General features: G+C 69.4%; 19 protein-coding genes. 10 read left to right on the top strand and 9 right to left on the bottom strand.

The window, feature by feature from the left end:
• Positions 1-126 precede the first annotated feature (126 nt).
• Entirely contained in the window at positions 127-1,416 is a 1,290-nt protein-coding gene (locus tag AMR74_RS11495) for a Glu/Leu/Phe/Val family dehydrogenase (RefSeq protein WP_053772200.1), read from the top strand.
• A 37-nt stretch (positions 1,417-1,453) separates the two neighbouring features.
• Here AMR74_RS11495 and AMR74_RS11490 read toward each other — a convergent pair whose 3' ends face one another.
• Together AMR74_RS11490 and AMR74_RS11485 are read right to left on the bottom strand one after the other, a co-directional pair.
• Complete coding sequence (locus AMR74_RS11490; protein ID WP_053772199.1) at positions 1,454-2,182, bottom strand: YqjF family protein; 729 nt, start codon at positions 2,180-2,182, stop codon at positions 1,454-1,456.
• A gap of 83 nt (positions 2,183-2,265) precedes the next feature.
• Positions 2,266-3,228, bottom strand: a complete 963-nt coding sequence (locus tag AMR74_RS11485; protein ID WP_053772198.1) for a cation diffusion facilitator family transporter — start codon at positions 3,226-3,228, stop codon at positions 2,266-2,268.
• Between the two features lie 174 nt (positions 3,229-3,402).
• Between AMR74_RS11485 and AMR74_RS11480 the strand changes: the two genes are divergently transcribed.
• Entirely contained in the window at positions 3,403-4,104 is a 702-nt protein-coding gene (locus AMR74_RS11480; protein WP_053772197.1) for an HD domain-containing protein, read from the top strand.
• A 15-nt stretch (positions 4,105-4,119) separates the two neighbouring features.
• Here the strand turns inward: AMR74_RS11480 and AMR74_RS11475 are convergent, their stop codons facing one another.
• Positions 4,120-4,869, bottom strand: coding sequence for a TetR/AcrR family transcriptional regulator (locus tag AMR74_RS11475; protein WP_053772196.1), 750 nt, complete (start codon positions 4,867-4,869; stop codon positions 4,120-4,122).
• 166 nt (positions 4,870-5,035) lie between these two features.
• Here AMR74_RS11475 and AMR74_RS11470 point away from each other — a divergent pair, with 166 nt between their 5' ends.
• Together AMR74_RS11470 and AMR74_RS11465 are read left to right on the top strand one after the other, a co-directional pair.
• Positions 5,036-6,730 (top strand): COG1361 S-layer family protein, encoded by a 1,695-nt coding sequence (locus AMR74_RS11470; protein WP_053772195.1) that lies wholly within the window; start codon positions 5,036-5,038, stop codon positions 6,728-6,730.
• Positions 6,731-6,811: 81 nt separating this feature from the next.
• Positions 6,812-9,304 carry an efflux RND transporter permease subunit gene (locus tag AMR74_RS11465; RefSeq protein WP_053772194.1) on the top strand — a complete coding sequence of 831 codons (2,493 nt, stop codon included), beginning with the start codon at positions 6,812-6,814 and terminating at the stop codon, positions 9,302-9,304.
• A gap of 52 nt (positions 9,305-9,356) precedes the next feature.
• On the opposite strand, the gene AMR74_RS11460 is transcribed toward AMR74_RS11465, so the two are convergent.
• Positions 9,357-9,779, bottom strand: a complete 423-nt coding sequence (locus tag AMR74_RS11460; protein WP_053772193.1) for a hypothetical protein — start codon at positions 9,777-9,779, stop codon at positions 9,357-9,359.
• 261 nt (positions 9,780-10,040) lie between these two features.
• Between AMR74_RS11460 and coxB the strand changes: the two genes are divergently transcribed.
• Both coxB and AMR74_RS11450 read left to right on the top strand, forming a co-directional pair.
• Complete coding sequence (coxB, locus tag AMR74_RS11455; protein ID WP_053772192.1) at positions 10,041-10,817, top strand: cytochrome c oxidase subunit II; 777 nt, start codon at positions 10,041-10,043, stop codon at positions 10,815-10,817.
• Positions 10,814-13,312, top strand: coding sequence for a cbb3-type cytochrome c oxidase subunit I (locus tag AMR74_RS11450; RefSeq protein WP_053772191.1), 2,499 nt, complete (start codon positions 10,814-10,816; stop codon positions 13,310-13,312). The genes coxB and AMR74_RS11450 overlap by 4 nt, the downstream gene beginning before the upstream one ends.
• A 28-nt stretch (positions 13,313-13,340) precedes the next feature.
• Here the strand turns inward: AMR74_RS11450 and AMR74_RS11445 are convergent, their stop codons facing one another.
• Positions 13,341-13,820 (bottom strand): zinc ribbon domain-containing protein, encoded by a 480-nt coding sequence (locus tag AMR74_RS11445; RefSeq protein ID WP_053772190.1) that lies wholly within the window; start codon positions 13,818-13,820, stop codon positions 13,341-13,343.
• A 77-nt stretch (positions 13,821-13,897) separates the two neighbouring features.
• Between AMR74_RS11445 and AMR74_RS19135 the strand changes: the two genes are divergently transcribed.
• Both AMR74_RS19135 and AMR74_RS11440 read left to right on the top strand, forming a co-directional pair.
• Positions 13,898-14,041, top strand: coding sequence for a hypothetical protein (locus AMR74_RS19135; protein WP_167551911.1), 144 nt, complete (start codon positions 13,898-13,900; stop codon positions 14,039-14,041).
• Between the two features lie 60 nt (positions 14,042-14,101).
• Positions 14,102-15,094: an NAD-dependent epimerase/dehydratase family protein gene (locus AMR74_RS11440; RefSeq protein ID WP_053772189.1), complete on the top strand. Its 993-nt coding sequence runs from the start codon at positions 14,102-14,104 to the stop codon at positions 15,092-15,094.
• Between the two features lie 33 nt (positions 15,095-15,127).
• On the opposite strand, the gene AMR74_RS11435 is transcribed toward AMR74_RS11440, so the two are convergent.
• The 3 genes from AMR74_RS11435 to AMR74_RS11425 form a co-directional block, all read right to left on the bottom strand.
• Positions 15,128-15,877, bottom strand: coding sequence for a GNAT family N-acetyltransferase (locus tag AMR74_RS11435; protein WP_053772188.1), 750 nt, complete (start codon positions 15,875-15,877; stop codon positions 15,128-15,130).
• A 192-nt stretch (positions 15,878-16,069) separates the two neighbouring features.
• Complete coding sequence (gene tenA / locus AMR74_RS11430) at positions 16,070-16,693, bottom strand: thiaminase II (RefSeq protein WP_053772187.1); 624 nt, start codon at positions 16,691-16,693, stop codon at positions 16,070-16,072.
• A 155-nt stretch (positions 16,694-16,848) separates the two neighbouring features.
• On the bottom strand, positions 16,849-17,124 hold the full coding sequence (locus AMR74_RS11425; protein WP_053772186.1) for a cytochrome C oxidase subunit IV family protein: 276 nt from the start codon (positions 17,122-17,124) through the stop codon (positions 16,849-16,851).
• A 121-nt stretch (positions 17,125-17,245) separates the two neighbouring features.
• On the opposite strand from AMR74_RS11425, the gene AMR74_RS11420 reads away from it, so the two are divergent.
• A complete protein-coding gene (locus AMR74_RS11420; RefSeq protein ID WP_053772185.1) occupies positions 17,246-17,764 on the top strand; it encodes a hypothetical protein in 519 nt (172 codons plus the stop codon).
• A 53-nt stretch (positions 17,765-17,817) separates the two neighbouring features.
• Here the strand turns inward: AMR74_RS11420 and AMR74_RS11415 are convergent, their stop codons facing one another.
• Positions 17,818-18,333: a halocyanin domain-containing protein gene (locus AMR74_RS11415; protein ID WP_053772184.1), complete on the bottom strand. Its 516-nt coding sequence runs from the start codon at positions 18,331-18,333 to the stop codon at positions 17,818-17,820.
• A 145-nt stretch (positions 18,334-18,478) separates the two neighbouring features.
• Here AMR74_RS11415 and AMR74_RS11410 point away from each other — a divergent pair, with 145 nt between their 5' ends.
• Entirely contained in the window at positions 18,479-19,069 is a 591-nt protein-coding gene (locus AMR74_RS11410) for a hypothetical protein (protein ID WP_053772183.1), read from the top strand.
• The last annotated feature ends 19 nt before the right edge of the window (positions 19,070-19,088 follow it).

Here is a 19,088-nt window from a genome sequence, read left to right as displayed (position 1 = left end):
GGGCCCGACGTATAAGTCCGGTCGGAACCGCCCGGTGGAACTCGGCCCGACGACCATGCGAGAGGATCTCTTCCGAAGGCGATACTTGCCGAAACCGATATCACGGGCGACGGAGTCGTGCCGGCCATGGCCGACGACCCGTTCCAGAACATGCTCGCCCAGATGGACCGCGCCGAGGAGTACGCAGACGTGGACCACGGGGTGTTCGAGCGGCTCAAGCACCCGGAGCGCACGCTGAAGGTGACGCTCCCCGTGGAACTGGAGTCCGGCGAAGTCGAGGTGTTCGAGGGGTACCGCTGTCAGTTCGACAGCGCCCGCGGCCCGTTCAAGGGCGGCGTCCGGTTCCACCCGTCGGTCACCCAGCGCGAGGTCGAGGCGCTCGCCGGCTGGATGACGTGGAAGACGGCGCTCGTCGACCTCCCCTACGGCGGCGCGAAGGGCGGCGTGATCTGCGAGCCGAAGGACCTCACCGACCGCGACCTCGAACGGCTCACCCGGCGGTACACCGAGGGGATCCGCCGGATGATCGGCCCCGAGATCGACGTGCCCGCGCCCGACATGAACACGAACCCGCAGACGATGGCGTGGATGATGGACACCTACTCGATGTACGAGGGGTACTCCGTCCCCCAGGTCGTCACCGGGAAGCCGCTGGAGATCGGCGGGACGCCGGGCCGCGTGGAGGCGACCGGCCGCGGCGTCTCGCTCGTCACCGAGCGGCTCTTCGAGTACCTCGACCGCGACCTCTCCGACGCCTCCGTCGCCATCCAGGGGTTCGGCAACGTCGGGTCGAACGCGGCCCGGCTCCTCGACGAGGCCGGCGCCAACGTGGTCGCGACCTCGGACGTCTCCGCCGCGGCCTACGACCCGGACGGCCTCGACGTGGCGGCGCTCGGCGCGCACGTCGACGCCGGCGGCCTGATCGAGGAGTACGTCGCGGGCGAGTACCGGGGGAACGCGGACGGCTCGAGCTGGGACGACCCCGACCGGATCACCAACGCGGAGCTGCTCACCCTCGACGTCGACGTGCTCATCCCGGCCGCCGTCGAGGGCGTGATCACCGCCGACAACGTCGACGACCTCCGGGCCTCGGCGGTCGTCGAGGCCGCGAACGGGCCGACGACGGTCGCCGCCGACGAGGTCCTCACCGAGCGCGATATCCAGGTCGTCCCGGACATCCTCGCGAACGCGGGCGGCGTCATCGTCTCGTACCTGGAGTGGGTCCAGAACGCCCAGGAGTTCTCGTGGCCGCTGGAGACCGTCAACGCCGAGCTCGAGCGCCGCATCGGGAGCGCGTTCGACAAGACGATCGACCAGTACGACGAGAAGGATCTGCCCGACCTGCGGACCGCGGCGTACACGCTCGCCTTGGAGCGCACGGCGAAGGCGCACGAGTACCGCGGGCTCTTCCCGTAGCGAGTCGCGCGCGGCCGAGACGGACGCCCCGCGACCCTCAGACCCGGCGGATCCGGTCCGCGGCGACCGCGATCGGCTCGGCGTAGTGGAGCAGCGGCTCGCCGTCCGGTTCGTCGAACCCGTTGGCCGCGAACAGCGTGTTCGCTCGTGTCTCCGCCGCGGCCGGGCGCAGCGTCCACGGCTCGTGTTCGATCTCGCCGACGTACAGCCGCCCGCCGGAGCCGGCGGTGTAGAAGCGGTAGTTCTCCGTGAGGAACGCCGGCAGCGACCCCGGTTCCGGCGTGAACGCCTCGCCGGCCGGCGCGTACGTCGCGTCGAACCGCGCGTGCGGGGCGCCGTCGTGGACGCGCCGGCTCGCGAACCGCACGGCGCGGTCCGCGTCCGCGCCCCCGCCGCCGACCCCGTCCCACGCCCCCGGGCGTCGAACGTCCGTCTCGGCGCGGTAGTAGGGGAGCCGGAACAGCCCGCGGGCGACCGCCACGCCGAGCCGGTCGTCCGCGTCGAGGCTGTGGAAGTAGACGCCGGGCCCGTTCGGGCCCTCCACGTAGGTCCGGAGGTTGAGTTCGGGGAACGACAGGCCGACCGGCACCCCCCGCGGGCGGATGTCGTCCATCACGAACGGGACGACCCCGAGGTAGGCGTCGCCGTCGCGGGTCGCGACCGACAGCCCGTCGGGCAGCGCCGCGGCGACGGTCGACGGGTCGACGGCCCAGTGCGCGAACAGTCCGTCCCGCCACGTCATCTCCAGCCAGCGGCGTTCCAGCATATCCGATCGTAGGGGACGAACGGGCAAAACCCGCACGCCCCCGGCGCCCCGGGACTCCAGACCGACCACGCGGTCGGCCCGCGTCACTCCGCCGGCGCGTCCGGCTCCCCCGACGCGTGCGACCCGTCCGCCGCGTCCTCCCACTCCGGCGCGTCCTTCCACTCCCCGAGCCCGGACGGGTCGAGGTGGACGTGGACGTCCCCGACGTCCTCCAGCGCGCGGAGGCTCGTGACGAGCTCCGTCTCCACGTCGTGGGCCGCCCGGAGCGTCATCTCCCCGTCGACCTCCACGTGGACCTCGACCTCCAGGTCGGTCCCGTCGTAGTAGACGGTGAGGTCGTGGACCCCCTCGACGGCCGGGTGGTCGCGGAGCGCGGCGACGACGCGCTCGCGGTCGCCGGAGGGCGGCGCCGCCCCGACGAGGTACGTGACGTTCTCGCGGCCGATCTCGACACCCTGATACACGACGAGGAGGCTGACGAGCGCGCCGGCGACCGGGTCAAGGATCGGGACGTTCAGGAACACGCCGAACACGCCGACGAGCGCCGCGATCGTCGTGTAGATGTCGTTGAGGCAGTCGACGGCGAGCGCGTTGAGCGCGGTCGAGCCCAGGTCGGCGTTCACCAGCTCCGTGTACCGGTACAGGAGGTACATGTCGGCCATCGCGAAAAGCAGCGCGCCGACGAGGAGCGGGCTCGCCGTCACCTCGGCCGACCCGACCAGCCCGCGGACCGACTCGCGCAGCAGGAGCAGCCCGAGGATCGCGACCGTCGCGCCGACGAAAAGCGCCGTCAGCGGCTCGATCCGCTGGTGGCCGTGCGGGTGCGTCTCGTCCGCGCTCTCGTACCGCGAGCCCCCCCAGACGAACACGACCGCGCTCGCGACGAGGTCGGCGACCGAGTGGGCGGCGTCGGCGACCAGCGCGACGCTGCCGAACGCGAGCCCCGCCGCACCCTCGACCGCGATCTTCACGGCGTTGCCGGCGACGTTCACCGCCGCCGCCCGCTGGAACCGAGCGCGGTCGTCGTTCCCGAAGGGACTCAGCATAGACGCCGGTGCGCCCCCGACCCTGTTAAGCGTCCCGCGTCGCGCCGCCGCCGCCCGCCCGGGGCGCCGCCGCGACCGATCGGTCGTCGCGTCAGCGGCCGGATACTCCGTCGTAACGCCTAAGACCGAAACGCTCCTCGGTGACGGTAATGAATCACGAGTTTTTCGCCCGAGGTGGTCCCGGTGGGCGTCGAAATTAAGGAAACGGAGGTGAGCGACGAGGACTTCGAGGAGATGAAGGGGTTCGTTCGCGACTACCTCGCGGCCAGCGTCGAGAGCGAGGACGACGGCGGACGGATGCGCTGGTACCCCTGGCACTCCGCGTCGTACCGCTTCAACCACATCCTCAACGTCGTCGACCTCGCGACCGAGATCGCCGAGGCCGAGGGCGCCGACGTGGACGTCGTGCGGGTCGCGGCCGTCTTCCACGACGTCGCGAAGCTGGAGGCCGAACAGGACGTCCACGCGGAGGCCGGCGCGCGCGTCACCCGAGAGTACCTCCAGAGCCGCGGCAACTACCCCGAGTCGTTCATCGAAGAGGTGTGCGGCGCGGTCGTCGACCACTCGTACACGGGCGACCTCGACGACGTCCCCCTAGAGAGCCGGTGCCTGATCGAGGCCGACGTGCTCGACAAGGTCGGGGCCAACGGCGCCGTCCTCATGCTGTTGCGCATGGGGTACGAGTCGCGGACGCACATGGACGCCGCGAAGATGGTCGACCGCGTGCTCCAGCGCGCCCGCGACCACACCGACCGCGTCGTCTCCGACACCGCCGAGAGCATCGCGCACCAGCGGATCAAGCGCGTGAAGTGGCTCCGCGAGTGGCTCGAAGAGGAGGTCTCGCGGATGGACGCCGAGGGCGTTACGGACCGCTGAGAGCGGCTCCGGCCGCTATTCTCCCGCACCGCTCGCGTCGACGAGCGGGAGCATCGCCTCCAGGTAGCGGTCGATCCCGGCGCGCGAGCCCGCGACCCAGGAGCCGCCGTTCGCCGTCGCCCAGCGGAACATCCCGCCCGTCGCGAACGTCTGGAGCGTCACGGCCACCTCGGCGGCGTCGACGCGGTCGGGATCGCGCCCGGGTGAGTCGTCCGCGGTGCCCGGTGACCCGTCGTCGTCGGTCTCGGCCGCGGCCTCGCGGACGAGTCGTTCGAGATACTCGCCGAAGACGCGGTCGCTGCGGTCGAAGTGGTCGCGGTACGCCTCGTCGCTCGCGGCCTGCGCGCGGAGCTCCGTCATCACCGTGACGAACCGCTCGTCGGGGGCGTACGGGTCGTCGAGCGACGCGGGGTCGACGACCGCCGTGAGGTAGTCGTCGAGCTGCTCCCGGGCCGAGCGATCGAAGGCCTCGGGGGGCATCTCCGGCACCTCGTCGGCCGCGGCCGCCGCGGCGTCGTCCGCCGGCTCCGCGAGGGACCCGTCCGCGACGGACGCCTCGAACTGGTCGAGCAGGAAGCCGAGGAGGTCGAGCAGCAGGTCGTCTTTCCCGTCGTAGTGGTGGTACACGAGCGACGGGCTCTTGTCGAACTCGTCGCCGATCCGCTGGATCGTGACGTTCGCGTACCCGTGTTCGCAGAGCGCGCGGAACGCCGCGCCGAGGATGGCCTGCCGGGTGTTCGAGGGCTCCGCGAACGGGTCGTCCATACCCGACGTATTCGCCCCCGGTATATACAGCTCTTGATTGAACGTTCATTCAACACGCTTATGTCGCGGGGCTCGCTCGGGGACGTATGACTCGTTCCGACGCGTCACGGTACGACCGGCCGCTCCGCGCGGCCAGACCCTCGCGCGGCCCCGCCGGAGGGGACCGATGAGCCGACCGGCGCGACTCGCCACCGCCGCGCTCGCCCTCGCCGCGGCGAGCGCCCTCCTGGTCGGCGTCTCGCTCGCCGGCGCCGCGGCGCCGAGCGGGGGCGGATCGCCGGCGGACTCGGCCGCCCTGTCCGGGGCCCCGACCGCCGACGGCGTCGTCGCGCAGACGAGCGATCCGACCCCGCGACAGGTCCGCGGGTCGCCGGTGCTGGAGGTCTTCGCGTCGCAGCGAACGGTGCCGGCGGGCACGGAGTCCTCAATCACGCTCGACATCGTCAACACCGGCGAGATGGAGATCGGTAACCAGCTCGACTCCCGGGTGACGACCGCGCGCGGGCTCACCGTCGAGGTCGACGACGGCGGCGTGCCGATCGACGTCGAGGACGGCGAGATCCCGGTCGGCGACGTCTCGACCGCCGCGAGCCCGGTCGCCGTGCCGCTCGACGTGACCGTGCCCGAGGACGTGCCGGACGGGCGATACGAGGTGGAGGCGACCCTCCGTTACCGCTACACCTTCGAGATCATCCCAGAGTTCAACGACCACAAGGACCGCCGCGGCATCGACGACTTCGACGTCACCATCGTCGTCGACGACGGCGCGCGGTTCGCGGTCTTGGAGACCGACACCGACGCGCAGGTCGGCGGGGGCGGCGACGTGACCGTCACGCTGGCGAACGTCGGCGACGAGACCGCCCGCGACGCGGTCGTCTCCGGGAGCACGACCGCGCCCGGCGTCACCCTCGGGCAGGGCGGCGGACAGTCGTTCGTCGGCGACTGGGCGCCTGGCGAGAACCGGACGGTGACCTTCGACTCGACCGTCGGGCAGTCGTTCGCCGGCGGCGCCTACGCGCTCTCCTCGACAGTCGACTACCGCGACCCGAACGGCCTCGACGAGACGGCGGCGCCCGCCCGCGCCGGGGTCGTCCCGCTTCGCGAGCAGTCGTTCTCCTTAGACGACGTCTCCGGCACGCTCGAAGTCGGCTACTCCGGGACGGTCACCGGCACGATCACGAACGAGGGGCCGCGTACCGTCGAGAACGCGGTCTTGGTCGCCGACTCCGGGAGCAACCGCGTGAGCCTCGGCGAGAGCCGGTACGCGCTCCCGCGGATCCCGCCCGGGGAGTCGGCGGAGTTCACCTTCGACGCGGACGTGAGCGGGAGCGCCGACCCCGGGCCGCGGCAGTTCCGGTTCACCACGGAGTACGAGAGCGGCGACGCGACCCTCACGGCCGAGCAGACCCGGCGCGTCGAGGTCGCGCCGCGACAGCCCGAGTTCGAGTTAGCCGTCGAGAACGCGACCGTCCAGGCGGGCGACACCCGCCGGATCAACGCCACGATCACGAACCAGCGGCCCGAGACCCTCTCGTCGATCAACGCCGGACTCTACGCCGACAGCCCGTTGACGGCCGTCAACGACGAGGCGTTCGTCGACGAGCTCGAACCCGGCGAGTCCGCGCGGATCTGGTTCGAGGTGGCCGCCGCGGGGAGCGCGAGCGTCGAGGACCACCCGGTCGAGCTCGACTTCCGCTACGAGGACGCCCGCGGGAACGACCGCATCTCGGACATCACCCAGGTCCCGGTGACCGTGACCGAATCGGTCGACGACGGCGGGCCGCCGCTCGGCCTCGTCGCCGTCGCCGCCCTGCTCGTCGCCGCCGCGGTCGGCGGCGCCGTCTGGTACCGACGACGGTGATCGGATGAGCGGACGCACCACCGCGCCGGGTCGCCCGCCGAGGGGCCGCCCGCCGACCGACCGTGGGACAGCGGGGCACCGGTGACCGCGGCCGACCGGCTGATCGAGGAGATCGACCGCGTCGTCACGCAGCGGCCGCTGGCGGTCGTCGCGGTGTTCCTCGTCGTGACGGCCGGCTTTGCCGGCGGGCTGACGGGCATCGAGACCAGCGCCGGCGCGGACCAGTTCACGCAGGACATTCCCGCCCAGCGCGCGCTCGACGACATCGACGAGGAGTTCGAGACCTCGATCGGCGGCTCCGCGACGTCGGCGCAGGTGATCGTCTCAGACGACAACGTCCTCTCCCGCGACGCGCTCGTGCGGACCTTGGAGACGCAACACCGCCTGGAGTCGCGCTCGACGCTCCGGGTCGCGTCGACGTCGAGCCACGCGGACGCGGTCGCGCGGCGGTTGGACCCGAGCGCTTCGACCGCGGCCGAGCGGCGCGACGCCGTGACCGAGGCGACGCCCGCCGAACTGCGAACGGCCATCGCCGACGCCGACGCGACGGGCGCGATCGCGGCCCAGGTGTCGGTCGACTACAACCCCACCGCGCAGGCGGCCGACACCGCCATCGTCGGGATCACCTACGACCTGCCCGACGCGGCGACGACGGCGCGGGTGACCGAGCTACAGACCCGAAGCGTCGAGGTCGTCGACTCCGTTCCGGGTAACGAGGCGGGCGAGAACGTCATCCTCTTCGGGGACGGCGTCCTCCAGTCGGAGATCACGGCGCTGTTGACCGACACCGCGATCATCGTCTTCCCGGCGGCGCTGATCCTGATCGTCGGGTTCCTGATCTTCTCGTACCGCGACCCGTTCGACATGGCGATCGGGATCGCCGCGCTGCTCCTGTCGCTCCTCTGGACGTTCGGCTTCATGGGGTACGCCGGGATCCCGTTCTCGGACTCGCTCGTGACCGTGTTCCCGCTGTTGCTCGCGGTCGGGATCGACTTCGGGATCCACATCGTCAACCGCTACCGCGAGGAACGGGCGACGGGGACCGGCATCGAGGCGTCGATGCGGACCACCACCGACCAGCTGCTCATCGCCTTCCTGCTGGTGACGATCACCACGGTGTTCGGGCTCGTCTCCAACGTCGTGAGCCCGTTCGATCCGAACCGCGACTTCGGGATCGTGGCGGCCGCGGGGATCACGTTCACGCTCGTGATATTCGGCGTCTTCCTCCCCGCGGCGAAGGTGCTCGTCGACCGGCTGCGCGAGCGGTTCCCGATCCCGACGTTCGGGACGAGCGCCCTCGGCGCCGGCGGCTCGCGGCTCGCGCGCGTCCTCCACGTCGGCGTCGACCTCTCGCGGATCGCCCCGGTCGCGGTCGTCGCGCTCCTCCTCGTCGGCGGCGCGGTCGGCGGCGCCTACGGGACCGGCGTGAACACGGAGTTTTCCGAGGAGGCGTTCTTCCCGGACCAGGACCGGCTGGAGACGTACGCGGACCTCCCGGAGCCGTTCGCGCCGACGGAGTACACGTTCCTCGACGTGTTGACCCTCTTCGAGGAGGAGTTCGAGCAGGACTTCGTGGGGTCGGTGACGCTGTACATCGACCAGTCGATCAGGGACGACGACTCCCTGGAGCTGATCCACCGCACGACGCGGAACCCCCCGGACACCTTCGCGACGACCGACGAGCGCCGCGCGCAGGCGACGAGCGTCGTCACCGTGATCGGGGACCGCGCGTCGCGCGATCCCGAGTTCGCGGCGCTCGTCGAGCGCAACGACCGCCTCGGCAACGGCGTGCCCGACCGCAACGTCGACGAGGTGTACGACGCGCTCCTCGACTCCTCCGCGGACGGCCGAGCCCGCGGGTACGTCGCCGCCGACCGCGGCAGCGCGCGGATCGACTACACGATCCGACCCGGCGTCGACAACTCCGAGGCGGTCGCCGACGTGCGCGAGCTCGCCGAGCGCACGCCGCTCAACGCGGTTCCGACCGGATCCCTCGTGGTCAACGAGGCGGTGATCGACCTGCTGACGGAGTCGGCGATCCGCAGCCTGTTCGCCGCCTTCGGGCTCACGGCGCTGTTCTTGGCGCTCTCGTACGCCTACCTCGAAGGGAAGGCGGTCTACGGCTTCCTCAATCTGGTCCCCGTGCTCGTCACCGTCGGCCTGCTCGTCGGGTCGATGCGGCTGTTCGACATCCCGCTGACGCCGATCAACGCGCCGATCCTCTCCGTCTCCATCGGGCTCGGCGTCGACTACACCGTCCACTTCGTCCACCGGTTCGTCGACGAGTACAAGGCGGGCCTGCCGATAGACGAGGCGCTCGACGTCACCATCGCGGGGACGGGCGGCGCGCTCACCGGCAGCATGCTCACCACGGTCTCCGGGCTCGGCGTGCTGTGGCTCGCGGTCATCCCCCTGTTGCGCGACTTCGGCGTCCTGCTCGCGCTCGGCGTGTTCTACGCCTACCTCTGCTCGATCCTGCTCGTCCCCTCGCTCGTCGTCGTGTGGGACCGGTACGGATCGCTCGTCGGCCTCGGGCTCGACGACGGGCTCCGCGGCGCCGGCGCCGAGCGCTGACGCTGCGTACCACGCGACTTTCGACCGGACGGCAGAGACAGAAGAGACCGAGTCAGCCGACCACGCCGACGACCAGCTGGACCGTGACGAGGACGAGGAACGCGGCGCCGGTGGCCAGGGTGCCCGCGGCGACGCCGTGCGCGTTCCCGAGTCCGCGGCTCCGGGTCGCGAAGTAGGCGCCGAGGAAGACGAAGCCGACGAGCAGCAGCCCGACGGCCAGGAAGGCGACGTTCACCAGCGTCCCGGCGAGGCCCTCGGGGATCCCGAAGCTCCCGACGCCGAGGAGGATGCTCCCGCCGACGAGGACGGTGATGCCGACGAACGAGACCGCCCACACGACCGGCGTCCGGACCACGTCGCCGAGCGTCTCGACGACGGCCTCGTAGCGTCCGCCCGTCTCGTCGCGGCCGGGAGCGACTCGCTTCGCCCCGATTTCGGCGACCGCGACGAACGTGGCGACGACGAGGAGGCCCATCAGCCCCGTACTCAAGAGGGTGAGTGATGTCATGGATTTCCGTTGTTAGGGGCTCCGTTCGCGCGTACAAATACCCTTCGACGCGCCTTTGACGCGGGGTCTCCGCACCGATCGGTCCCCTCGACCGCGGCACCGTTCGACCGGTCGGCGGGGTCCCGCTCGGGGGGCGAAACGGACCCGTTCACTCCCTGATGGCCCGCCCCGCTACACAAGAGATAAGTGTACCATCGCTAAGGGTGGTACAAGAGCAGACAGACGAACATGATAGATCCAGTTATCCTACAACAAGGGGGCGACTGGCGCGCACAGGCGGAGGTCTTCGACGAGATCTTCTTCGTCTTCCTCGCGCTCGGCACCCTCGTCGGTACCATCGTCGTGGCGTACACGCTGTGGAACGTGTACAAGTACCGCGACGACGGGAACCGGTCGGACGAGGAGTTCGACGCGCCGGTCGTCGGCGAGCTCCCGACGGGACAGGGCGGTCCGAAAGCCAAGAAGCTCTTCCTCTCGTTCGGGTTGAGCGCGATCGTGGTCATCAGCCTCGTCGTGTACTCGTACGGGCTCCTCCTCTACGTTGAGGAAGGGCCGGACACCGATGAGGAAGGCGACATCGAGATCATGGTCGAAGGCTACCAGTACGGTTGGGAGTACGAGTATCCGAACGGGCACACCGAACGGGGTGAGCTGATCGTGCCCGCCGACCAGCGGATCGACATCAACGTGACGTCGAGGGACGTCTGGCACAACTTCGGATCGTCGGACTTACGCATAAAGACAGACGCCATTCCCGGGGACTACAACGATAACTGGTTCTCCGTGAGCTCGGCGGAGGTCGAGGCGCAAGGCGGCGAGGCGACGTACCCCGTCGAGTGCTTCGAACTGTGCGGCCCCGGTCACTCGCAGATGAAGGGTCAGATCACGGTCATTCCGCAAGACGAGTGGGAGGAGTGGTACGCTAACACCGGAAACAGCTCGGAGAGCGCCAGTATCGAGACCTCCGCGCACGAGTCCGGAGTACTCAGCGGGGTGAACGCATGAGCGAACTCCCGCCGACGACCTCGGTCAAGCGCTGGTTGGTCACGACCAACCACAAGGACATCGGTATCCTGTACACGATCACCGCGCTGTTCTTCCTGCTGTTCGGCGGCGTGATGGCGCTGCTCATCCGCCTCCAGCTGTGGGACCCGACGAGCCAGATCCTCTCGGGGTTGGCGTACAACGAGGCCGTCACCGCGCACGGGCTGATAATGGTGTTCTGGTTCCTCTCGCCGTTCGCGTTCGGGTTCGCGAACTACTTCGTGCCGCTCCAGATCGGCGCGGACGACCTCGCGTTCCCGCGGCTGAACGCCCTATCGTACTGGATGTACCTGTTCTCGGGCGTGCTGCTCGGGATCAGCTTCTTCCAGGGCGGCACGCTCACAGCCGGCTGGACGATGTACGCGCCGCTCAACGTGCCGATGTACACGCCCGGTATCGGGTCGACCGGCGCGATTCTCGCGCTCACGATGTTCATTATCGGCGTCACCGCGTCGACCGTGAACTTCCTCACGTCCATTCATCACTCCCGCGCCGAGGGGATGGGTATCATGGACATGCCGCTGTTCTCGTGGTCGATCCTCGCGACGGTGTGGATGATGCTGTTCGCGTTCGCGGCGCTGCTCGGTGCGCTGTTGATTCTCGGTTCCGATCGGGTGCTCGGGAGCGTCTACTTCTCCGCTACTGAGGGCGGTGCCCTGCTGTGGAGCCATCTTTGGTGGTTCTTCGGCCACCCGGAGGTGTATATCGTCTTCTTCCCGGCGCTCGGGGTCATGCTGGAACTGTTCCAGACGTTCTCCGGCCGCCGCCTCGTCGGTCGCAAGTGGGTCATCATCTCCATCTGCTTGATCGCCGTCCAGTCGTTCCTCGTGTGGATGCACCACATGTTCCTCACGACGATTAACCTGGAGATCAAGACGCTGATGATGGCGACGACGATCGGTATATCCCTCCCCTTCGACCTGATCGTCTTCTCGCTGATCTACACGCTGATCAAGGGGCGGATCCAGTTCACGACGCCGTTCCTGTTCGCGTTCGGGGCGCTGCTCCTGTTCATCCTCGGCGGTATCACCGGGGTCTTCCTCGGCGCAATCGTGCTCGACTACGAGTTCCGCGGCACCTACTGGGTGGTCGCGCACTTCCACTACGTGATGTTCGGCGGGGCGACGGCGCTCGTTGGCGCGATCTACTACTGGTTCCCGAAGGTGACCGGCAAGATGTACAACGAGTTCCTCGGGAAACTCCACTTCGTCACGTTCTTCCTCGGCTTCAACGCCGTCTACTTCTCGATGTTCCTCGCTTGGGAGACCCCGCGCCGGGTGTTCGAGTACAACCCCGAGTTCCAGATCTACCACCAGTTCGGGACGATCGGCGCGTTCGTGCTCGGACTCTCCTTCTTCATCATGTTCTACAACCTGGCGCAGTCCTACGTCTCCGGCGAGCCGGCCGGTGCCAACCCGTGGGACTACTCGCGGACGGCGGAGTGGGCGGTCTCCTCGCCCCCGCCGCTGGAGAACTGGCCGAACAGGCCGTCGTACGCCTCCGGAAAGCTGGAGTTCGTGAAAGACTACGTGCCGGACGGCGGGCCCGCGGTGAAGACGGACGAGGACGGTAACGTCGCCACCGACGGCGGCGACACCCACTCGTCGCACATCTCGAGCTACGCTCACTGGGACAAACATCCGAGTCACGCGAGCATCTGGCCGTTAGCACTGTCGCTCGCCCTCGGCGTCCTGCTGTTCGGCCTCTCCGGCTTCGCCAACTCCGTGACCGTCGAACTGGGCGAGACGGCGCTCCAGAGCGACGTCGTCATCTCCAACCTGCTTTACCCGACCGCGATCCTGGCCGGGATCGGCGGACTCCTATACACCGGCGTGAAGTGGGGGACGGAGGACTTCTACGCTCCGCCGACCGAGTTCGCCGAGCGGTGGCCGTTCAACGGCGTCGAGAAGGTGAAGCTGGGGATGTGGTTCTTCCTGGCGTCCGACGTGCTCGTCTTCGGCGCGCTGCTGTCTGCGGCCATCTTCATCCGGTACAACGCCGGCTGGATGACGTGGGAGCCGCTGACCGACCCGCTACCCGGACTGATCAACACCTTCGTGCTACTCACGTCCTCGTTCACCGTGATCTTAGCGCTGGTCGCGGCCCGCCGGAAGAGCCGGCAGGGCCTGCTGGCGTCGCTGGGGTCGACCATCCTGCTCGGGTTCGTCTTCATGGCGATCAAGATGTGGGAGTGGAACCACGAGGTCTTCGACAAGGGCGTGACCATCTCCGCGAACGCCCACGGCGACCCGATCCAGGCGTCGATCTACTACGTCACGACCGGGCTCCACGGGATCCACGTGCTGCTCGGTCTCGTGGTCGCTATCTTCCTGTTCGTCAGGGCGTACCAGGGTCACTACCTCGACGACGAGCGGCCGATCGAGTACTTCGGCCTCTACTGGCACTTCGTGGACATCGTCTGGGTGTTCGTGTTCCCGCTGTTCTACCTCTTCTGAGGCGGTTCGCGGCCCCGTTTTTTCGTCGTCACGCGTCGCCCTCACCGACCGGTTCGGCGCACCACTGACAGAAGTCGAACGTCGGGTCGGTCTCCCTTCCGCACTCGGGACAGCGGATCGTCTCGCCGGACTCCGGTTCCGCCTCGCCGCCCGCAACCTCCGCGGACGCGGCGCCGGGACCGGGTACCGTGTCCGGCGAGCCCGTCGCTCGGGACGCGTCGGAGTCCCGCTCTGACGTCCGGTTGTGTCGGACCGCCACGACGTACGCGTCGACCACGCTGGCGACCACGACCGCGGCGGCGGGCGCGACCTCCGAGACCGCCGGCGGGTCGCCCGCGAGCGCGCCCGAGATCGCTGACTCCGGGACGAACACGAACACCGCCGCGGCGACCGTCAGGTACCAGCCGAGCCCGCGGGCCCACCGGCGGAGGTACGCGTGACCCAGTCCCGAGACGACGAGCGCGAGCAATGCGGCGAGCCAGGGCCGCCGACGAGTGCGTTCCGACATGGGCGCCCGTACGACCTCCCGCCCCGAGAACCTACCTCTCTCGGAGCGTTTATGTTGCGGACGCGCCGAACTCCGGTATGTTCGGCGTTCCGCTCGGCGAGTTCCTCTCCGGGGCCGCGGTCGCGGTGTTCGGCGTCGGCACCTGGGGGATCGGCCTCGGCGTCGTGTACCTCCTCTACCGCCGGTGGCGCGGCGACGGCCCCCGCGGCGACGGCGACTGAGCCGGACGGCTCGAATTCCGGTTCGGCCACGCTTTTCACGTCGCTCGTCCGATCTAGCGTATGACAGACACGGCGCTCGTCGTCGGCGGCACGCGGTTCATCGGCCGACACACCGTCGCGGAGCTGCTCGCACACGACTACGAGGTCGCGATATTCAACCGCGGGAACCACGAGAACCCCTTCGCGGACGACGACCGGGTGACCCACGTCGAGGGCGACCGGAAAGACGAGACCGCGCTCCGGGCCGCGAAGCTGTCGGTCGAACCGGACGTCGTGATCGACTGCGTCGCGTACCACCCGGCCGACGTGGCGAGCGCGACCGACGTCTTCGCCGACGTCGACGGCTACGTCTACATCTCCTCGGGCTCCAGCTACGCCGCCGAGGAGATCCCCAAGCGGGAGGGCGAGACGCCGCTGGAGCCGTGTACCGACGCGCAGGCGGTCGACGACGGCCACGAGACGTACGGCAACCGGAAGGCTGAGGGCGACCGCGAGGTGTTCGCGGCCGCCGAGGCGGGCGTCAACGCGATGGCCGTCCGCCCGTGTATCGTCTACGGCCCGTACGACTACACCGAGCGGCTCGACTACTGGATCGACCGCGTGCTCACCCACGACCGCGTCGTCGTCCCCGGAGACGGACAGAACCTCTGGCACCGGGCGTACGTCGAGGACGTCGCGAGCGCGCTGCGGATCGTCGCCGAGCGCGGCGAACCGGGCGCGGCGTACAACGTCGGCGACCGGCGGGCGCTCACCCTGCGGGAGACGCTGGAGACCATCGCCGACGCGGCGGACACCGAGGTCGACGTCGTTCCCGCGAGCGCGGACGCGCTGGCGGCCGGCGGGCTCGACCCGGAGGAGTTCACCCTCTACCGCGAGTACCCGCACCTGCTCGACACGTGCGCGCTCGCCGATTTGGGCTGGGAGTCGACGCCGGTCGACGAGGCGATGTCGCGGACCGTCGAAGAGCACCGCGAGTCGGACCGCGACGGGAGCGAGTGGGACCCCGGCCGCGAGGCCGAGGAGCGCGTCATCGGCGTGAAGGAGACGCTCTGAGGCGGTCGCGCCGCTCCGGGCGGCGACGCCCCCTCAGTACGCCGCGTCCCACCGCGCGGGCTTCCGCCGGTTCCCGCAGTCGCGGCACTCCATCCGGTCCATCGTGTCGATGGCGATGTCCGTCCCCTCGCAGTTGCCACAGAGGTAGCCGTAGCGGCGCTCGTGGCCCGGGTCGACGTACGCGACGTAGAACGGGGCCTGTGAGCCGCGGTCGCTCTCGTCGAACGCGACGTGGACGGTCTCTCCGTCCTCCGTCTGGTACGTCGCCTCGGAGATGCCCCTGAGCCGCCCGACCTGCTTCCGGAACTCCCGTTCCGCGAACAGTTCGCCGCCGATGTCCACCTCGCGCTCGCCGGCGAGCTCGTACCCCTCGCGCTCGTAGAACTCCGTGCCCGCCTCGTTGTCGGCGAGGACGCGCGCCTCGATACGGTCGACGTCGGCCGAGCGGAGCGCCGACTCGACCCGCTCTAGCAGCGCCGAGCCGATGCCCGAGCCACGGTGGTCGGGGTGGACGTGGAGCCAGTCTATCTCGCCGACCCGCTCGCGGCGCCCGACGACGTAGCTCTCCGCGAACCCGACGACGACCCCGTCCACCACGGCGACCGGGAACACCGCGTCGTCGTCCTCGACGTCGTCGCCGAGGTCTCCGGCGTCGTACCACTCCTCGACGGCTTCGTCCAACAGCGCTTCGTCGACGGCGTGCCCGTACGACGCCACGAGCGACTCGCGGGCGACCGACCGGACCGCGTCGACGTCTTCGGCAGTTGCTTCGCGTAGGTCCATGCGTGTAGATACCACCCCGACTACTAAAAACTCGGTCGAGATTTCCGTCGCACGCAACGGGTCCCTCTATCCGGCGTGAGCCGCGCGAGTACCCGTTCTGCGCCGACCGCGCCGTCGGTGCGACCGCTGGCCGGCGCGCTCCGTCGACACGCCGCGTCAGACGCGCCACTTCTCTTCGGTGTAACACATCTCCTAGAACGCGTGTTCGAGCCGCGCGCTCCGCAGGAACGCCGCCCGCATCGCGTCGCGCTCGCCGGGGTACGCCTCGGCGTGCCGGTCCACGAGGTCGCGCATCCAGGCGACCGTCTCGCGGAAGGCGTCGCTCGTGTACTTCTCGATGAACGGGGTGTAGCGGTGCTCCTCGGTCGCGCGGTCGGCCATGTGGTCGGCGACGTCGAGGTAGCCCTGCCCGCACGGGTAGACGGCGGCGACGGTCTCCGCGATCGACCCCTCGTGGGCCGTCCGGACGAGGAAGTCGGTGTAGGCCGCGCAGGTCGGCGCCTTCTCGACCGCCTCCAGATCCGCGGCCGAGAGGCCGTAGTCTGCGGCGAACGAGCGGTGGAGGTCCATCTCGTCGTCGAGCGTGGCGTGCGCGGCCGCCGTCAGCCGCCGGGTCGTCTCCTCGTCGTCCGCCTTCGTCCCCGCGATCGCGAAGACGCGCGCGTAGTCGAGCAGGTACCGGTAGTCCTGTCTCACCCAGTGTCTGAACGCCGCCTCGTCCAGTTCCCCGTCCGCCAGTTCGACGACGAACGGGTGCTCCTTCTGTGCGTCCCAGATGTCCGATCCGGCCTCAAGGAGTCGATCGCTGAACGCCATCTCGTCCGAGAGTCCGTTTCGGACTGTGTTATAACTAACTAATATTAGCAAGTAATATCGTGCGGCGGCAACGAGAACGGCGGCATCGCTCCGCGGAAAGCGAGAGGTGTCGAGAGGAGGTTCGGGAAGGAGAGTCCGCGGCCGTCGCGGGGACGTTACGAGATGGAGTACGTCGCGGCCGCCATCAGCAGCATGGTGAGCGCGAGCGCGAGGCCCATCAGGTAGGTCAGCGAGCGGTTCTCCCACCGGAGGTGCTGGAAGTACGCGACGATGAGCAGCGTCTTGACCGTCGCGATCACCAGCGTCCCGGCGATCGCCGTCGTGTACGAGAACTCGATGAACGACGTCTCGAAGAGCGCGAAGTTCAGCGTCGCCGCGACGAGGAGGGCGACGTATATCGCCGAATACAGTTTCACGGAGTCGTGCGCCATCTTACGCCCCACTTCGTCCCTGCGCTTAAAGAATTAACCATCCGGGGGTCCCGGATCCCGAAACGCCTATCCGCGCGACGACCGGACCTGCGGTCGGTCGCAGCATACGACCGGTGCTCCCGTGACTCCGCTGGAACCGACGGACGACCTGCTCGAATCGCTGTACGTCGTCAACAAGGTCGCAAAGCAGTTCGCCGACGAGGCCACCGCGGCCTACGAGCGCGGCGACGTCACCGAGAGCAACGTCCGCTCGGCCCGCAAGGACGCCCTCTACCGGCTCAAGACCGCCGTGCTCTCCCGTGTGGTCGCGTACGACGCCGACGGGGTCACCGGCGAGTACCACGCCATCAACGGCGACGTGTGGCTGTTCCTCACGGTCGGCGACTGGCACTTCCACCAGCCGCCGCACGCGATCGGCGGCGACCTCACCGACGCGATCGCGGTCTCGAACTCCCGGGCGAACCCGATCGACGCCCCCTACGAGCGCGACGCCGCCGTGCGGCGCTCGGACCGCACGCTCGAAGAGGCGCTGTCGCGGCTCGCCGAGGTCGGCGCCAACGCCAACGACCACCTCGCGCGGCCGACGGTCACCAGCGAGCACGACCGGATCGTCGACGTCCGGTGGCCGTTCCTCTCTTGAGTTCCGCACGCCGCAGAAAAACCGCGTCTCTTCGGACCGCCTACCGGGCCCGCTTAGGCCTCGACGACTTCGATCGCGCCGAGCATCCCGTTCGCTTTGTGGGGCGTACACTGGTACAGCTGGATGCCCGTGTTGTCGAACGACTGCTCGAACGTGTATCCCTCCTCGGCGATGGTCTCCCCGTTGTCGAAGTCGGACTCGGACCCCTCGACCGAGGCCACGTTGTGTCCCCCACCGACGCCGGTCCACTCCCAGACGACGGTCGTGCTCGAGTCGATCCGGACCGCGGCGGGCGCGAAGGCGAACCCCACGTCGCCGGCGCCGACCTCGATGGTAATCTCGTCTTGGCCCGTGAGATCCGCCATGGTCCCGTCGTACATGCGGGCCTCCGACAGGTAGTCGTCGATCTCGCTCGGGACGTCTTCGATGACGTTCCCGCCGTCGCCGCCGTCGCCGCCGTCGCCGCCGTCGCCGCCGTCGCCGCCGCCGGAACAGCCGGCGAGCGTTCCGATTGTCAGCGCTGCGCCGGTTCCGGCGAGATACCGCCGTCTGGACAAGTTATCAGGCATCACCTAACGTAGGGTTTCGAGCCATACAAACCCCGCGATACGTTTCGATTTTCGGGAACGCACGACGGTGTGTGGCTCACGTATTCCCCCGCCGAATCGGGTCACGAAGCCCGGCTTTATCGCGCTCCGACGCTTCCCGAGAGACATGCGCGAAGACGCGCTGGCGACGCGGCTCGTCGAACACTACGAGGCGACGGGCGACGACCCGGCGATCCGCCTCGAAGAGCCGTACGACGCCGACGGGCGCGAGGGCGTCGTCGACCTGTTCGTCCGGACGCGGACGCCGGAGCCGGTCGACCGCGTGATCGAGCTCAAGGCGGACGCCGCGGTCCGCCGCGCCACCGGCGCGAACGAGGTCCTCCGACAGTACCGGCGGATGGAGCGGTACTTCCACGCCGACGAGCGCCACGCGCTGCGTCCCAAGCTCGGGCGGACCGAGCCGGGCGCCCGCTACCTGCTCTGCTTCGCGCCGACGCCCACCTGCGTCCATCACGTCGCGACGAACCGCACGCTGTACGGCTCCGTCGACCGGGATGCGTACGCCGGCGACGTGCCGGCGGTCCGCACCGTCGCGTTCCTGACGGGGCTGGAGGGCGACCCGGCCGACCTCGGCCTCGTGTCGGTCAACGGCGACGCGGCGTTCGGGTCGGCGCCGTTCGTGCGAGCGGTGCCGGACGGGTCGCGGCTCGCCGAGAGCTTACGCGGCGTCGACGACGACCTGATCGAGTTCCCCTGAGACGGCCGGCGGGCGGCTG

The organism is Halorubrum tropicale (genome assembly GCF_001280455.1).
GTDB classification, from domain to species: domain Archaea; phylum Halobacteriota; class Halobacteria; order Halobacteriales; family Haloferacaceae; genus Halorubrum; species Halorubrum tropicale.
Note: the sequence above shows the minus strand (reverse complement) of the source record. Positions and strands in the feature narration are given on the sequence as shown.

Bases quoted from the DNA above. Each gene is read 5' to 3' on its own strand.
- AMR74_RS11495 (WP_053772200.1), top strand. From the start codon at position 127: ATGGCCGACGACCCGTTCCAGAACATGCTCGCCCAGATGGACCGCGCC.
- AMR74_RS11490 (WP_053772199.1), bottom strand. From the start codon at position 2,182: ATGCTGGAACGCCGCTGGCTGGAGATGACGTGGCGGGACGGACTGTTC.
- AMR74_RS11485 (WP_053772198.1), bottom strand. From the start codon at position 3,228: ATGCTGAGTCCCTTCGGGAACGACGACCGCGCTCGGTTCCAGCGGGCG.
- AMR74_RS11475 (WP_053772196.1), bottom strand. From the start codon at position 4,869: ATGGACGACCCGTTCGCGGAGCCCTCGAACACCCGGCAGGCCATCCTC.
- AMR74_RS11470 (WP_053772195.1), top strand. From the start codon at position 5,036: ATGAGCCGACCGGCGCGACTCGCCACCGCCGCGCTCGCCCTCGCCGCG.
- AMR74_RS11460 (WP_053772193.1), bottom strand. From the start codon at position 9,779: ATGGGCCTCCTCGTCGTCGCCACGTTCGTCGCGGTCGCCGAAATCGGG.
- coxB (WP_053772192.1), top strand. From the start codon at position 10,041: ATGATAGATCCAGTTATCCTACAACAAGGGGGCGACTGGCGCGCACAG.
- AMR74_RS11450 (WP_053772191.1), top strand. From the start codon at position 10,814: ATGAGCGAACTCCCGCCGACGACCTCGGTCAAGCGCTGGTTGGTCACG.
- AMR74_RS11445 (WP_053772190.1), bottom strand. From the start codon at position 13,820: ATGTCGGAACGCACTCGTCGGCGGCCCTGGCTCGCCGCATTGCTCGCG.
- AMR74_RS19135 (WP_167551911.1), top strand. From the start codon at position 13,898: ATGTTCGGCGTTCCGCTCGGCGAGTTCCTCTCCGGGGCCGCGGTCGCG.
- AMR74_RS11440 (WP_053772189.1), top strand. From the start codon at position 14,102: ATGACAGACACGGCGCTCGTCGTCGGCGGCACGCGGTTCATCGGCCGA.
- AMR74_RS11435 (WP_053772188.1), bottom strand. From the start codon at position 15,877: ATGGACCTACGCGAAGCAACTGCCGAAGACGTCGACGCGGTCCGGTCG.
- tenA (WP_053772187.1), bottom strand. From the start codon at position 16,693: ATGGCGTTCAGCGATCGACTCCTTGAGGCCGGATCGGACATCTGGGAC.
- AMR74_RS11425 (WP_053772186.1), bottom strand. From the start codon at position 17,124: ATGGCGCACGACTCCGTGAAACTGTATTCGGCGATATACGTCGCCCTC.
- AMR74_RS11415 (WP_053772184.1), bottom strand. From the start codon at position 18,333: ATGCCTGATAACTTGTCCAGACGGCGGTATCTCGCCGGAACCGGCGCA.
- AMR74_RS11410 (WP_053772183.1), top strand. From the start codon at position 18,479: ATGCGCGAAGACGCGCTGGCGACGCGGCTCGTCGAACACTACGAGGCG.